The 15,346-nt window shown below is 59.8% G+C and carries 11 protein-coding genes and 1 pseudogene; 2 read left to right on the top strand and 10 right to left on the bottom strand.

The window, feature by feature from the left end:
* Positions 1–9 precede the first annotated feature (9 nt).
* On the top strand, positions 10–456 hold the full coding sequence (locus P6U27_RS26795) for a hypothetical protein (protein WP_407192821.1): 447 nt from the start codon (positions 10–12) through the stop codon (positions 454–456).
* Between the two features lie 185 nt (positions 457–641).
* Here the strand turns inward: P6U27_RS26795 and P6U27_RS26790 are convergent, their stop codons facing one another.
* From P6U27_RS26790 to P6U27_RS26770, 5 genes and pseudogenes are all read right to left on the bottom strand, one after another.
* Positions 642–3,242 carry a hypothetical protein gene (locus tag P6U27_RS26790; RefSeq protein ID WP_209296268.1) on the bottom strand — a complete coding sequence of 867 codons (2,601 nt, stop codon included), beginning with the start codon at positions 3,240–3,242 and terminating at the stop codon, positions 642–644.
* 140 nt (positions 3,243–3,382) lie between these two features.
* On the bottom strand, positions 3,383–4,585 hold the full coding sequence (locus P6U27_RS26785; protein WP_407192820.1) for an SIR2 family protein: 1,203 nt from the start codon (positions 4,583–4,585) through the stop codon (positions 3,383–3,385).
* Positions 4,586–4,737: 152 nt separating this feature from the next.
* Positions 4,738–5,110: pseudogene (locus tag P6U27_RS26780) on the bottom strand (SOS response-associated peptidase family protein); the annotation flags it as partial.
* Positions 5,111–5,192: 82 nt separating this feature from the next.
* Positions 5,193–5,837 (bottom strand): GNAT family N-acetyltransferase, encoded by a 645-nt coding sequence (locus P6U27_RS26775; protein ID WP_122404661.1) that lies wholly within the window; start codon positions 5,835–5,837, stop codon positions 5,193–5,195.
* Between the two features lie 442 nt (positions 5,838–6,279).
* Complete coding sequence (locus P6U27_RS26770) at positions 6,280–7,377, bottom strand: helix-turn-helix domain-containing protein (protein WP_122404660.1); 1,098 nt, start codon at positions 7,375–7,377, stop codon at positions 6,280–6,282.
* A 251-nt stretch (positions 7,378–7,628) separates the two neighbouring features.
* On the opposite strand from P6U27_RS26770, the gene P6U27_RS26765 reads away from it, so the two are divergent.
* Entirely contained in the window at positions 7,629–8,576 is a 948-nt protein-coding gene (locus P6U27_RS26765) for a hypothetical protein (protein ID WP_209296267.1), read from the top strand.
* Positions 8,577–9,195: 619 nt separating this feature from the next.
* Here P6U27_RS26765 and P6U27_RS26760 read toward each other — a convergent pair.
* From P6U27_RS26760 to P6U27_RS26740, 5 genes are read right to left on the bottom strand one after another with little or no spacing between them, the layout of a single operon-like run.
* On the bottom strand, positions 9,196–11,607 hold the full coding sequence (locus tag P6U27_RS26760) for a glucose/quinate/shikimate family membrane-bound PQQ-dependent dehydrogenase (RefSeq protein WP_209296266.1): 2,412 nt from the start codon (positions 11,605–11,607) through the stop codon (positions 9,196–9,198).
* A 4-nt stretch (positions 11,608–11,611) separates the two neighbouring features.
* Positions 11,612–11,992 carry a cytochrome c family protein gene (locus tag P6U27_RS26755; RefSeq protein ID WP_122404658.1) on the bottom strand — a complete coding sequence of 127 codons (381 nt, stop codon included), beginning with the start codon at positions 11,990–11,992 and terminating at the stop codon, positions 11,612–11,614.
* Positions 11,993–12,004: 12 nt separating this feature from the next.
* On the bottom strand, positions 12,005–12,640 hold the full coding sequence (locus P6U27_RS26750) for a cytochrome c (RefSeq protein ID WP_122404657.1): 636 nt from the start codon (positions 12,638–12,640) through the stop codon (positions 12,005–12,007).
* Positions 12,640–13,488: a substrate-binding domain-containing protein gene (locus tag P6U27_RS26745; protein WP_376707317.1), complete on the bottom strand. Its 849-nt coding sequence runs from the start codon at positions 13,486–13,488 to the stop codon at positions 12,640–12,642. Before P6U27_RS26745 ends, P6U27_RS26750 begins: the two co-directional genes overlap by 1 nt.
* The gene (locus P6U27_RS26740; RefSeq protein ID WP_122404655.1) at positions 13,457–15,292 is read right to left on the bottom strand and encodes a methanol/ethanol family PQQ-dependent dehydrogenase; all 1,836 of its coding nucleotides are present in this window, start codon (positions 15,290–15,292) and stop codon (positions 13,457–13,459) included. The genes P6U27_RS26745 and P6U27_RS26740 overlap by 32 nt, the downstream gene beginning before the upstream one ends.
* Positions 15,293–15,346: the final 54 nt, after the last annotated feature.

Below are 15,346 nucleotides of genomic sequence, written 5' to 3'. Positions count from 1 at the left end.
AGGACGACGATGGTGACCAAGCTGGAGCACGCTCGCGCTCTCAAACAGATGAAAATACCGCTCAACACTCCTGTCGAGCAACGCACGTTCAGCGCGGAATACACGCGCAATTGGGTTCACCTTATGGCGGCCCATCGCGAGTTTACGCAGGCGGTGACTCAGTACACGACGGGCACGCGCGCTGGATCACCCGGCAAGTGGAAGCTCATGCGGTGCAAGCTGATCGCGCTCGACCGGGCATTCAGCCGGTGCGGAGTGTTGCTCGGCAAGTTGGGCGGTGACGTGCTGCCGCCCGAGTTCAGGACTGAACAAGACGAACACGAACACGCTATCCTCGGCCATTTCCTCACCGAACACGCGGCGCCTTTCATTCAATTTTGGAAGGATGGCATCGATGCTGTCGATGCTGGAGCGTCCTTGACGATCAAGCCGAGCGACATCCCGCCATGGCCGTGAACGGTGAGCTTCAGACCGCACGGTTAAGTGTTCCAGCGCGTGAACATTACAAATGCTTATTCTGGTCACAATGACAAAGCGATATCGCCGACGTGCCTCGAAAAGATAAGAGCAAGGGCCTCCTTGATCTGTTTTTGTGACATGTCGGCGTCGACCTCGGAGGTATCGAACTTTTGTTTGCCGCATCAAACGCGCCGCGCCGCCGTTGACAGACGACGATAACCGACACTGTCCACGAGATGCGGTGCGACCGTTCGAATTTGATCCAGAGCATCCGTCAAGTCGTAGGGAATGACTGCGCCCTCCGACGTTCCAATAGTATGGTCCAGCAACCGCAGCAAAGCGTTTGCCTTGACCTCATCATCGATCATTGAAAGCTTCTTACTTTCCCCCTCATCACCATAAAGGCCGTAGTCGAGCATCGACCAACATTCGAAGGGCACCAAAAATCGTTCAATCACTTCAACTGCGTCGGCGAACGCCTCACGTGACGTAGCTGGAAGATCGGCGAGAGCCTTGCTCACGCCGGGCGTCGCGAGCGAACGCTCCTGCGGCCACACACCGCGAAAAAATGGCATTGCGGCGGTTCGGAACAGAGCAGCAGCAGAAGGCGGCTCACCACCCCGTGGGGCCTGTGAGGAAAGGTCTTTGACAAACTGCTGAACGGCGTTTGCAGCGGTTGCCCGGACTTCGTCGTCCAAAGTTCGCACCATCTGCTGAACGCGCGCATTTGGAACAGCAGGTTCGCGGTTCTCGCGAAGCGCGTGGAGTGCTTCAACAATGAGGCTAAACACCAAACGTCCGCGCACTTCTCTTCCTAACCTTCGATCTGTTGCTTTTTCTGCCATCGCGTTGCCGATGAACTTGAGCACATCGGTGAAACGAGTTGCCCGCGCAACAGCGCGCCAAAGGGTGAGCGAGGCTCCATCTCCCTTTTGGAGAGGCGTGACGAGGTTCTCCTCCGTCCAAGCGCGATCTGCACGCAGGAAGTAGGGTAGCCCTTCGATAAGACGGTGCCGGGTGATCAATCCGCTAAGGCCATCAGCGGTGATAAGGACATCCCTCATCTGGCGTGCGGCTGCTCCAGCCTCGAACGGACTCGGAACTTGGTTGAGTGAAGGACAAGCAGCGAGGAAAACACCGACGAGTTTGCCGACTGGCGTGTTGAGCGTATCAATGTCCGTTGGCTCTCGATCATTGTCCACAATCGTAGCTGCCACGCTAAGATTGGCACCGTCTTCACTCTCGGCCTGGTTGTTTGTGGCCGTTACAGCCAACGGCCAAACCTTCAGCCATACAGCAAGCCCATCTGCGGAGACCACCACATGCTTTCGCCAATGGTCTAACCAACTGCTAATGCCCTCAATGGCGATCGATAGGGTCCTCTCGGATAGCTGCGCAAGCAGCGCCAATACGCGATCGGCTTCATTTTGAAAGTCCTGTGCGGAAGCATCTACCGGTTCCGGCCGCGTGGGCGAGTGTGCCCATCCGAAACGGTTCCATACTCTTGGGAATTCGTCTCCGCCACGTTCCGCCTGCTCCAGGTCATTTAGTATCAGCGCGACCTTCGTGGGCTGCCTAAGCCAATCATCCGCACGTCCTGCGGGATCGTCGCTCCATCTCTCGCCAGCACTTGCAAGAGCAGTTTCGAGCGCTCGCAGCCGCGCTAGGCCTTCCAGAGCGTCATATCGATCATCTGGGCTAGAAACGACATCTTTGACCGTCACTCCCTCCGGAAGGCCCTCGTCGGCACTCATACCTATCAAGTCAGGGAATTTTCCGATCTCAGCATCAAGCCATGCCTTAACATTTTGTGGCAGGTTGCCATTGGCCAGATCAATGCGCTTCAATTCTCGAAGCGCCCAATACAGCCGGCCAATCTTGACCTTTTCCGGTTCTGCCTTCTTTGGCCAAAAACTCCGGGGTGGACCTTTCCGGAGACGAGCAGTTAGTGTTGCTTGCGCCTCCGCACCGAGTTCGCCAAATCGCGCTGCTCTAAGCTCGGCGATTTCAGGGTACCCATGCAAATCCCAAAATCTGCTATCATCAAGCGCAAGCATGAACGCACTAAATTCCGCAGCAGATGCCACCTTAGGATTGCGTGCGGCGGCGGCCCAAAGTCGAATGTGAACCGGCGTGTTCGTCAACTTCCACCGTCGAACAAAAGACAACTCCTGCTCGCGGATCAGTTCACCAATCCTAGTGACGACCTCGTATAGGAGCTTGACTGCAGGTGCGATGCCATGATGGTAAGCATCGGGGTCGTCCTGTCCATCGACCGTTCTTCGGCTGCGAACAACGTAATTGACACGGCTCAAATCGCCCAATTGCCAGAGGCGATGTTGTCCGTCCCAACCGATGCGACGTCCGATATCAAGACCATGATCAACTGCCCGGTCTAAAGCATTGGCCAACGCTGTTAGAAATGGAACATCGTCGAGTTTTTCTAGCTCGAGAACGTCCAAGTCCACAACCTCGCCGCTCGTCAATCCTGCTGAAACCAATTGCCGGAAAGTCTTTGGTCGTCGGGGCACCTTGGCGAACTGCCTGAAGGAGGAAGTTAGGGCCTCAACTTTCAGGCGTGGAGCAACCAAATCGACAATCGCCGAAACGATTGCGCCGGAGCGATCGCCGGAGCGCAGTCGTCTCTGGATTTCGTAGATTGCGGTTGAAGCACCGCTCTCAACAGGTCTCTCCGACCAACTCTCTTCAATCAAACGCCAGGTCGTCGCCCACGGTTCATTAGCCACGTCGGCACGTTGACTACTCAACAGGTTCTCGATCACAGCACGCTCGATCCGCCTATCGCGCCCCAACCGCACAGCCCAGTCGATAGTGCTTGGCTCTGCGAGACGATTGTCTAGGAATGCGAGAGCCGCTCGGAACACCGATCGATCGTTCTCGTCGAGATATGCCCATGAGGGGATCATGTGCGGTGGACCCGTTCTCTTTCGGTGCCAATCTTCATTATCGCGTCTAGCCAACCGAGGTCGGCGCTTGCAGCAGAAGCCAGCCCAGCAAGCCGGACGCGTTCGCTGGCGTTGCTCCTTCTGATCAAATGGTCAAATAAATCGCGATCCTCATCCGAGGCTACGGCTCTCCCTCTCTTTACGATCCGCCGGATCGCCGCATCAATCGTTTTTCTATTGCCATTGATTGCCGAGAGATCCGCCCATCTCTCTAGCGTCATTCGCAGCGCACTATGTCCTCCATTCGCATCGTAGTGAATAGGAGTGATCCCACGGGCGTTCCAATCTTCCAACGCCACCGGATCGGGCGCGTTGGTGCCGAAGAATGTGAACCGCTCCTTTAGATCATCGAAACGCGAGCCGTCGGCCGCTACTGCGTTCAAGAGATATCGCATTGGCGGATCATTCGCGCTGTAACCGACTAGCACCAAGTGAAACAAGCGAGCCGCATCATAAATGAAATCGGGTACCACGCGCCGCCTAAGATAGTATTCGCCAAAGTCTCGACCCGATAAGACAAGTTCGGAAAAGCGTTCCGGGCTGCGGTCGAGCGCTCCATGAATGTGCAGGACACCCGAAAATTCACTTTGTCTACTTGGCCGAGGGATCGACCCGAGCGAGTAGGTGCTAGGACGTAGTTTCTTGACAGCCATTTCAAGGAGCAGATCGAAATTGGTGGTGACGATCGTGGTCATTCCACCTCGATCTGCGAGACGCATTAGCGTACGATGAATAGATGCCGGACGACTATCCCCTTGGCGCAGGCGCTTGGCGACTTCTCGTCGAACGTGGCTATCGCCTCGGGTCTGATTGTCCAAACGTCGTTCAAGCATTCCGAGAACGAGGTCGTAGTCACCTGCGATAAACCGCTTTACTTCCGCAGCCTGCCGCTCGCTCAACTCCTTGCAGTCAGCCGCCCATTGATTGCACGCCGATGAAGGCAAATCCTTTAGAACAGCATGAACCGCTGCATCGAGGACTTTATAGACGTCGATCACTAGTTCTCGAAAGTCCGGCAGGTTTGCGGGCCGCGAGATGCCAGCGCCGCAAACAAACAGTACTTCCCCACGCGCGTGCGCCAGCATTAGCCTTTCTGGAATTGCCGCCAAACCTGGACCGAGAGAAATTACTCGATCCTCCACAGATGCTTCGGTTCTCATTCATACCCCGCCCACACCAATCGCTGTGAAATTGATCGGCGCATGTCCTGTTGGTTGCATCAACTGCAACAGAGAACTGTTGGTCAACCCCTTCCGTCGGATTACTGGACGCAAACTTGAGATGGGGCTCCGGGAGCCGGACCAGCGACCGATCAGGCGGCGATCCGGTCCTCTTTGTCCGCCCCGCGCGCAACTATCTGTAGGGCATCGTCTGCCAACGGTCGTTGCAACGCCTTGGCCTCGTCCCACGGCGCACGCATCCACACGTCCCGCTCTTCGTCGGTCAGCAGGATCACGGGCATTGCCTTCGGGGTGGATCGGCTCGACCACGGCATTCGGTGTGGTCGTCAGAAAGCCATAGACCTGATGCGGTCCCGGCACCGGCTTGGACTTTGTGCCGCGATCCCCGTTGAACGTTGTCCAGATGCCAGCGAACGCTATCAGCGGCCTCTCATCGTTGAGGGCAAACCAGACCACGTCCTTCTTCTTCGTCTCCGGGTTCGGCTCCGGCGCGTACTCGGCAAAGCCGCCGAAATCTTCGTCTGTCGCAGCACGACCAGACAATTGAATTTGTGCAGCCGCTTTTTGGGGTTTCGTGCGGATTACGTCATCTCCCCTCAGGTTCCCAGCGCAGCTTCTTGCCATCGAAGTGATTGGGTATTTCGACAAAGCCGAAACATGCAAAACGCTCAGCCTTCGAACTTTTGTTGTCTGGCCGGACGTTCGTCTCAATCGGCATGCCGCTTTCTTTTAGCTTCGAGACAAGAACTCTAGAGATGTGCTGATTCCGCGCCGTTTTGGAAACGCCCAGATAGTCTAGATAGATCGTGCTGTCGTGGCCATAAGCGAGCGCGTAGCCCACGATCTGGTCGTCAGCATCTACCGCTACCCAAGACAGACCCGTCGCGACTGAGCCTTCTATCCTTCCCAAGGTTTCGGGATAAACTCTTGTTGGGACCTCAGGTGCGACCTCCGCGAAAACCAAGAGAATGCCGACCTCATCGCCAGGAGCAGCAACTCGATAGGCCATATTTCCAATCGCCATTGTGGCGACGGGACCAACTTCAGTGAGTTCTAACATCCCGACGATCGCCGCGCGCTCACCTTCAACAACGAGGTGGGCGATCACGCCGCCTCCCGTTAGAGAATCCTGGCGTTGGTAGACGATGGTGCCGCCCAGCCCTTCGATAGCTGCCTTGGCTGTCTCGAGACTTTCCAGTGCGATTTTAGCCGCCCGTAACATTACTCGCATTCGTTATCGCTCCCCCGGCCACCACGTTGATGGCGGATCGCTCGCCGAAATCTTCGTCGGCCGCAGCGCAACCAGATGGCTGCGCTTGTATGGATAGGGCGGCCTTCAAGTGGAAGCCACGCAGGTATGTCTCATGCTCGGAGCCACTTTGGTGCCTGTCCGCGGATCCAATCGGCTGACAAAACAAACTCTGTCGTAAATGACCGCATAACCGGCGCGGCTAGTTCTGCAACAATCTCTGGCCATGCATCGGTCAGGCTTGTCACTGGCCATGATCCAGTCGCAACCCGGTGACTGCTGTGTGAAGTCCAATTATTCATCCAAAGCCCAAAGGGGTCTCGAACAGTTCGATCCTTTAGACCATGCCACTCGACGCGAAAGGTTACAGTGGTTGGACTGTCAAACCGCTCGGCCATTCCACGTGCGTGGCGCACGAATTCGGCTAGAGCCCTGGTAAGCAAATTCGGACTGAGCCACGTTCCGCTTTGCCGTCCCAAGGACTTATTCCAATCAGCACCATCTTCCCAATAGTTGCGGATGAGGGTTGCGTTTCCCGCCAAAGGTCTGGAAACAACGGTCTAAAATCACGATCTCGCGTATCTCTCAGTAACGTGCATTCGAGGAAATCGTTCTCCTCCAATCCGCTCGCTGCATCCGTGTGCCACGAAGGCCTAATCTCTGGCACGTCGAAAATATAAAACATGCTCCATCCCGTTTTGACGAGATCACGGACCTCGGAATTGATTTCACGCAATGTCTGCAACAGATTTTGGCGCGACAGTTGCTGCTCGTCGGAGCGATCAATTGAATAGCTCAATTGCCAATGCGATTGAGCGACTTCCTCGCAGCCGTCACGATTAGAAATCTCTTTGAGAAACGCAACGTGGGCAGCGTCGTGCCACCTTCTTATTGCATCTTGGGTGTTAGATGGAGCGGGTTGCGCGCCACGTAGTGCGGCGTCCAATGCACCAAGAATAGATGCCCTTTCGTGCATGGCACATCGTCGTATAACCGGAGCCCATTCGGCTGCTGTCAGGATGGACGCGCTTTCTGGACCCGTCTTACGCAGGTAGTACTGACCTTGAACTATCCCTTGAATTTTTTTGCCATCCATTGGCCCGTTTACTTTGGCGCAGATAGGTGAAGCTCCATGAGCAGGAACGATTACAATAGGGTGTTCATTCCCAGCGCTGGACCGGACGAATGAAACATCACATTGAAATGTAGGCTCCAAGTATTTTTTCACGATTGACGAGATGACATCTCGGTCGATCTTATCGGCATATGGACTGGGGACGTATTGAAGGGTCGTGTCGTCAAACCCAAACACGATACAGCCACCGCCGTGGTTTGCGATAGCAGCAATATGCCGTGCTATGTCCGCTCGCGCCTCATGACTATTCAGGTCCAGCCAAGACTTATATTCGACCCCAAGCGTTTCGTTCGGGGTGTCCACCAGTTCTTGCAATTCCGCAAAAGCCATAACTCTGCTAACCTTTTCATCTGCGAGAAGCCTGCCCGCCCTATGCCGCTCGATCATCGCTTCAGGCCGCCGCCAAGCGACTGCGCTCTAGCAGCCTACCGAGCAGGCCCAAGCCCCGAAATGCCCAAGGGAAACGAGTTTCACGTGGCCCCGCAGGGCAGCCATTGAAACCGAAGCCGGGAGCACGCGCAAGATGTATTGATGTCATAGAACTACTGGATGACCAGCCCCAACCCCTACGCCTAAGACCTGGGGATCATCAAGCCCAGTCACCAAGCCAAGATCAATCCGAACATTTAGCGGGTGCCATGCTGCCATCCACACCCGAAGAGACACAGGCGATTGTGGACTACATGAACTGGCAAGCACCCGACCTAACCGTCGAGTTCTTGCAGAAAGTCTATGCCGAAACCATCCTGAACCAGCAGCATGTCGTGTGGGACGTTCACACCAACGTTGACCGTTGGTGGGTGATAACTAATCCGACCAACCTGTACTCCCAGGTCCAATTCCCAAACATGGATTTGGCAGTCACCTTTCACGTCGGTCTGTGCCTTCGTGTGCCGCGTGGCCAGAGAGCAAGGCTGTCAGAACTTCCGGTGGAGCCGCTTGCCGCTTGCTTTCGCCATATGTCCGATGCCTCGGACGCGTTGGCGAGCGCGCAGGAGGTCAGCGACTTCCAAACGGTCGGCGTCCGCTGCCGTGAGGCGCTACTCGCCTTCACCAGCGCAGCGCAGACCGTGATGCCGTGGGCAGTGGACCTGGCGAACAAGCCGAAGCAGGCCGACTTCAAGGCTTGGGTGGATCATGTATGTCTCACGAGTCTTGCCGGTCACACGCATGAGCACCGTCGCCATCTGCTCAAGACGCTGCTTGATGAAGCGTGGCGTTTTGCCAACTGGCTTACACACGCCAAAGCCTCCACATGGTACGATGCAGAAGCCGCGACTACGACGGTTGAGCACGCGCTTGGCTTAGCGGCGTCTCAGGTCATTCGACACATCCGGGCCGCACCTGAAAGCTGCCCTGCTTGCGGCTCTTATCGGCTCTCGCCGCAACGCGGTTATCACTCTAGTGCTCCCGAACTGGAATGGGAGCGGCCGACCTGCGATAAATGCGGTTGGGTCGGTGATCCGGTGCCGATCCTTAGCAGCCCTCAGGACTATGCTAACGATGAAGTCCCGACGCCGGAAGGGGATTGCGTGATTCCCACTGTCCCGCTGCGAGAACTACACAAGCCCAGACGGAAGGATTAGCGTTTCGCATCCTCGGCATTGGCCTTGGTTCCGGCCCCGCTCGGTGGCTCGGGCTCGCATGCACGATGGTCGCGGTCCCTAGGTCGCGGATGGTCGCAAACTCCGCTGGGCTGCCGCGCTTCAATGATCGGCTAACTCAAGAATAGTACGGCCGGTACGGTGTATGTAGGAGTGTATGTAAAACCGATACGCTTCTAGAATCCCCTATTTTTTGTCGTAAAAATTGATCAAATTGGCGGACACTCTCTCCGCCACCTATCTTTGGGAGCGAAAAAATCCTTCGAAATCCACCGCGACCCGTTCGAAGGCGCGCTTGCATTCCTTGAGGACTTATGCGCCGCTTCGTTTGAGCTGTCGCGTGCCCTGGTGCTGATGTTGTTGGCGGACCATGCAGGCAGGCTCAAAGGACCAGGCGAGAGACCCCGAGCCGGCGCAAGGTGCTGTTCGGCTTTTTGAAAGCTGCTTCGCCCCACCGCGCGTCCTCAACTGGTTCGGTCGGCAGGACGAGTAGATGCTCCGTCGGCCGGCCTGACCAGCAGGGGCTGCTCGGCATCGCGACTTGTGTGGCGCTCGTCGTCTCCACCGCCGGCGCATCACGACCGCCTGCGCGCCGGCTACGCTACGACCGCCGCTCCGGCAGGGCGTAGGCGCGGACGTAGTCGCCGAGCTTGGTGCCGAACGAGCCGTGGCCGCCGTCGACCGTGACCACATATTGCTTGCCTCCGACCTCATAGGTCATTGGTGTCGATTGACCGCCAGCCGGAAGCCGGTTCTGCCAGAGCTCTTTGCCGTCGCGCACGTCGAAAGCCCTGATGTAATAATCCATCGTTCCCGTAATGAAGGCGACGCCGCCTGCCGTGACGATCGGTCCGCCCAGCATGGGCACGCCCAGCTTGAACGGCAGCGGGATCGGGGCCTCGTCGCGGATCGTGCCGATGCGATGCTGCCAGACAATCTTGTGAGACTTGAGATCAATCGCTGCGATGTTGCCCCAGGGTGGGGCCAGGCAGGGAATGCCGAGCGGCGACAGGAAAATGCCGAGATCGACGCCGTAGGGGGCGCCGTACATCGGCTGCACGCCGAGCTCGGTGCCGGGCGGATGCGCCGCGTTCGGCGCTGCCGGATTGTCCTTGCCGCGCGGCACCAGGCGCGAGACGAACGGAATCGATTGCGGATTCGCAATCGCGATCTGGCGCTTAGGATCGACGGCGATGCCGCCCCACTCAAACATGCCGAAATCGCCGGGAAACACCAGCGTGCCCTGTTCCGAAGGCGGCGTGAACGGCCCCTCATAGCGCAGGCGCTTGAACTTGATGCGGCAGGCGAGCTGGTCGAACATCGTGCTGCCCCACATCTGCGCACCCGTCAGCATGCCCGGCGGCCGGAAGCTCAGTTGCGAGAAGGGCTGGGTCGCGGAGAGGCGGTCGCCGGGCGCAGGCCCTTGCGGCACCGGCTTCTCCGGCGCGGGCACCAGCTGATGCCCGTCGCGGCGGTCGAGCACGAAGATGTCGCCGGTTTTGGCGGGGATGTAGATCGCCGGCGTTACGCCGTCATTCGTGCGCAGGTCGACAAGGCTGGGCTGCGAGGGCATGTCCATGTCCCAGAGGTCGTGATGCACGTTCTGGAAGGACCAGCGCAGCTTCCCGGTGTTGATGTCGAGCGCGACCAGCGCGGAATCGTAGCGCTCCTTCTCGGACGAGCGGCCACCGCCCCAGATATCGGGAGAGCTCGATCCGAGCGGGACATAGACGAGCCCGAGATTCTCGTCGACCGCGGAGATGCTCCAGGAATTGGGCGAGCCCGCAGTGAAATGATGCGAGGCCGAGGGCATCTCGTTCGGATCGGGATTGCCGGCATCGAACGCCCAGATCAATTTGCCGGAGTAGATGTCGAAGCCGCGGATCACGCCCGAGGGCACGCGATCGGAGTAATTGTCGATCACCGCGCCGCCAACGATCAGGATCTTCTCGGTCACGACCGGCGGCGAGGTGCCCTCGTAGAAACCGGGCGTTTGGATCTCGGTGCCTTGCTTGAGGTCGATCTGGCCGTGATCGCCAAAGCCTTCGCAGGGGGTGCCGCTCTGCGCATCCAGCGCAAACATGCGTCCGTCATTGGTCGGGATGAAGACGCGTGCCGGACACTCAGCGGGAGCGCGCGCGCCGTCGGCGGTCACGCCACCAGGCTTGGTGACGTGATAGGCTACGCCGCGGCAGGTCATGTGCTGGAAGTTCTTGTTGTGCTGGACCTGCGGGTCGAATTTCCAGCGCAGTTTACCCGTTGGGGCCTCCAGCGCGAACACGATCTGGTGCTGCGAACAGGTGTAGAGCAGGTCGCCGACCTTGAGCGGCGTCGCCTGGTTGGTGATCTCGTCGGGATCGTCAGGGCCCTTGTGGTCGCCCGTGCGGAATTCCCACGCGAGCTTGAGATCCTTCACATTGTCCGGGGTGATCTGGTTGAGCGAGGAATAGCGCGTGCCGAAGCCGCTGCCGCCATACGCGGTCCAGTCCTCTCCGGCCCCAGGCACCATCGATGCGGCAGCCGCGGCGGCGCGCGTCGTCCCGCTCTCCGGCAGCGTGCCGGCGAGGTCGTGGCGATCGCGCGACAGCGAGACGGCGAGCACGCCGGCGGCGATGGCAAGCACGAGCCCCAGCGCCCATCGTGCGGCCCGCAAGCCCGGCACGAGGCGCGATGCGATGAACGGCAGCAACAGCCAGACGCCCAGCGGAACGAGCACGTCGCCGCGCGGCGCCAGCGACCAGAAATCGAGCCCGACTTCCCAGACCGCCCAAATCATCGTGCCGAGCAGCAGCGCAGCGTAGATCCACAGTGCCTCGGCGCGGCGTCGTGCCAGGAGCCAGCTGGTGAGCAGCAGCGCGAGGCCGGAAATCAGGTAATAGAAGGACCCGCCGAGCACAGCGAGCCAGATGCCTCCGGCGGTGAGGCCCAATCCCATGATGGCAACAATCAGGATGGTGATGACCAGCAGCGGCGCGGCGCGGAACAAGGTCCCCAGGCTAGATATCGGTCTCATGGGATTACTTCAGCGTATAGAGAAACGCCGCGATGTCGCGCGCGTCCTTCTGCGGGATGCCTATTGTGGGCATGGCGTTACCCGGTAACGCCTTCTGTGGATCTTCGATCCACGCCGCCATATTGTCGGGCGAATTTTGGATGTAGCCGGCGATGTAGGTGCGCGTGCCGATCCGATGCAGGGGCGGTCCGACATTGCCTTCGGCGCCGGCGATGCCGGGAATGTCGTGACAGCCGCCGCAATGGTAGTTTTTGACGAGGTCGGCGCCCCGCGTGGCGTCGCCGTTGAAATTGTCGGGGCCCGCAGCGTTTGCGTCGCTGCAGCCAATCACAGCCAACCCCAACAACGAGGCGATCAGCAACCGTGCGGCAGGATGGGCGTCCATTCGCCGCTCCGCTCAAGGCTTCTGGCCAAAATTGAATTTTTTGGTCGCCGACCACGGATCGGTGGTCGACACTTGCTCGGTCGGGACCTGCTCGACCTCCGGCGACAGCGGGTTCGCCGAGAAGGTGCGGCCCCATTGGTGGCTCGGCTCGTTGCTGATCTTGCCGATATAGGTGACGAGGTCCCAGATCACGCTGTCGGGCAGCACGCCGCCCCAGGCCGGCATGCCGTTCGGCCGTCCCTGGTAGATCGAGAGGAAGATGTTCTCGGGCTGCGAGCCGTAGATGAAGGTGCTGTTGCTCAGCGCCGGTCCCATGCCGCCGCCACCATTCGGCGCGTGACAGCCGACGCAGTTGAAATTGACGTAATACGTCATCCCCCGCTGCTCCGCGTTGGGATCGCCCTGCACGGGATTCTTGATCTGCGGCGGGTCGGGCTGCGCGCCCGGGTGCAGAGGACTGACTGGAACCTGCATGAACACGCCGGGCCGGCCGTTGCCGACGCTGCCGCCGAAATTCGGCCGCGGCGACAGCGTCGGCATCTGTGCCTCCTGCGATTGCGGCAGGCTCTGCTGGGCAAGCACGGCACTTTGCGGCGCTATCGCCAGTAGCAATGATAGGGCGCTCGCGCGCAATATTGGAGCTGACATCACTCATGTCCTCCCGATGCGGTGACGGGCTGCTCGACCAGCGGCACGCCATAGCTGCGCAGCAGTGACCCTATTTCGGATCGATGCCCGTCGATGAACGCGTTCAGCCGGTCGCGCAAGGCGTGGTCACCCTTGCGCACGCCCATCGCGATGGCGAATTGGAATTGCTGGGGCGCGAAGGCCTCGGTGTCCGTGATCGACGTGACCGTCAGCGGCACCGCCGAGCGCTGGGCGAAATAGCCGGCCAGCGGTCCCCACGCGGCGGCAACGTCGATCTCGCCGCTCGCGACCGCCTCGATCAGGCGGGCCGGTGGATTGGCCTGGCGATAATCACCGTAGATCGAATAGCCACGGACGTTGTCGACGATGCCCTCCTCGCCAAGCGCCTGGGCCGGCGGCGGATTGTTGCCGTCATCGCCGATCAGATGCACGCCGATCGCAAGATGATGCAGGCGCGGATCGCGCAGCGACGACAAATCGAGCTTGCGGTCCTGCCGGCTGACGAAAACGTAGGTCGAGCGGTAATAGGGCTTTGTGGTCTCGACGAGATCATAGCCTTTGGGCACGCCCATCACCACATCGCATTGGCCTGCTTTCAGCGTGCTCCGGATGAAGCCGCGGCGCTGCGCCCACCAGGTGTAGGCGATGGTCTCGCCGAAATGCTCGGCGACCATGGCGGCGAGCCTGTTCTCGAATCCGGCTTCGGCGCTGTTCGAGAACGGCAGGTTGTTCGGATCGGCGCAGACGCGCAGCGCGCCGTCCGATGCGGCCGCTGCGGTGGACGCGAGCCCGATCACGAGGGCAACCGCGATTGCGCTATTTCGAAGGCGCATGGCTGGTGTCCTCACCATTGGCTCCGCCGAGCTTGAACACCAGCAGCTCGCTTCCGCCGGCCGTATAGAACGGCAGATCCTGCGTCGCGCCGGTAAAGCCGAGCGCGGCATTGCGTACGCGTTGATCGACCTCGGCATTGGCGACGACGCCGGGCCAGCCGCCGACGCCCGAGAGGATCGCGATGTATTGCTGTCCATCGGCGCCGCCATAGGAGACCGGCTGGCCGATGAAGCCGGAGCCGGCGCGGAATTGCCAGAGCACACGTCCGTCCTTGGCGTCGACCGCCTTGAACAGGCGATCCATGGTGCCGTAGAACGCGACGTCCCCGGCGGTGACCAGCGCACCGCTCCAGACCGGCAGCTTCTCGTGGATCTCCCACACCTTCTTGCGCGCGACCGGATCCCAGGCCATGAACTCGCCGCGATGGCCGCCGGGGCCGGCATACATGTCGACATCGGCGCCAACGTAAGGCGTGCCGGCGACATAGCCGACCTGCGAGGCCTTGAAGTCCATGCAGAGATGCTGATGCGGCACGTAGAGCAGCTTGGTGCGCGGTGACCACGCGCTCGGTTGCCAGTCCTTGGCGCCGGGCGCGCTCGGGCAGATATTCTCCACGGTCTTGCCGACCAGCGGCGTCTTCTCCTCGTTCGGGATGATCTTGCCGGTCTTGAGATCGACGCCCTTGTAGCTGTTCACGAACTCATAGGCGTCCGCCGAGATCACCTCGCCGGTGGCGCGGTCCATCACGTACATGTAGCCGTTGCGGCCGGGATGGATCAGCACCTTGCGCGTCTGACCATTGAGCTCGAGATCGACCAGCAAGTTCTCGTTGATCTCGTCATGGTCGAACAGGTCGTGCGGATTGACTTGGTAGGCCCATTTGGCGCGACCGGTGTCGGGGTCGCGCGCGAAGATCGTGGTGCTCCAGAGATTATCGCCGCTGCGCTGGTTCGCATTCCACGGACTGGGATTGGCGGTGCCGTAATAGATCAGGTTGAGGTCGGGATCGTAGGAGATCCAGCCCCACATGGTGGCGCCGCCGACCTGCCAGCGGTCGGCCGGCCAGGTCTTCACGCCGAGATCCTTGCCTTTCAGACTGTCGTAGAACGGCTTGAAGTCGTCACCGATCAAGACGTCCTTGTCGGGCCCGGTCGAATATGCGCGCCAGGCGATCGCGCCGGTGTTCTCGTCCAGCGCGGTGACCCAGCCGCGCACGCCCATCTCGCCGCCGCTGTTGCCGACCAGAATCTTGCCCTTCACCACGACTGGCGCCATGGTGATGGTCTCGCCCTTGTTGATCTCGCCGAGTTTTGTGTGCCAGAGCTCCTTGCCGGTCTTGGCATCGAGCGCGACGGTGTGATTGTCGAGCGTGTTGAGGAAGACCTTGCCGTTGTCGAAGCCGAGGCCGCGGTTGACGACGTCGCAGCAGGCGACGCCGGCGGCCGCCGGCTCCGGCTTTGGCGCGTAGGACCATTTCAGTTCGCCGCTGGTCGCATCGAGCGCGAACACGCGGTTGGGGTAGGGGCCGGCATAGGGACCGACCACATACATGGTGCCGTCTACCACCAGCGGCGCCGCCTCCTGGCCGCGATCGGCGCCGATCGAGAACGTCCATGCCAGCTGCAGGCGCGAGGCATTGCCGGCGTTGATCTGGTCGAGCTCGCTATAGCGCGTGTTGGCGTAATCGCGCGCTGCCATCGGCCATTGGCCGGGGTCCTTCATGCGGCTGGCGAGATCGATCTGTGCCGAAGCGGTTGCGAGCGGCGCAACGACCGCACAAAGCACGCTCGCTACCAGCGTGAAACCACGCACTAACATAGATCAAGATCTCCATGGCGATGACGAGGCCGTGCCGCGTTGCAGGCCGGAACG

Source organism: Bradyrhizobium sp. STM 3566 (assembly GCF_045571445.1).
GTDB classification, from domain to species: Bacteria; Pseudomonadota; Alphaproteobacteria; order Rhizobiales; family Xanthobacteraceae; genus Bradyrhizobium; species Bradyrhizobium vignae.
Note: the sequence above shows the minus strand (reverse complement) of the source record. Positions and strands in the feature narration are given on the sequence as shown.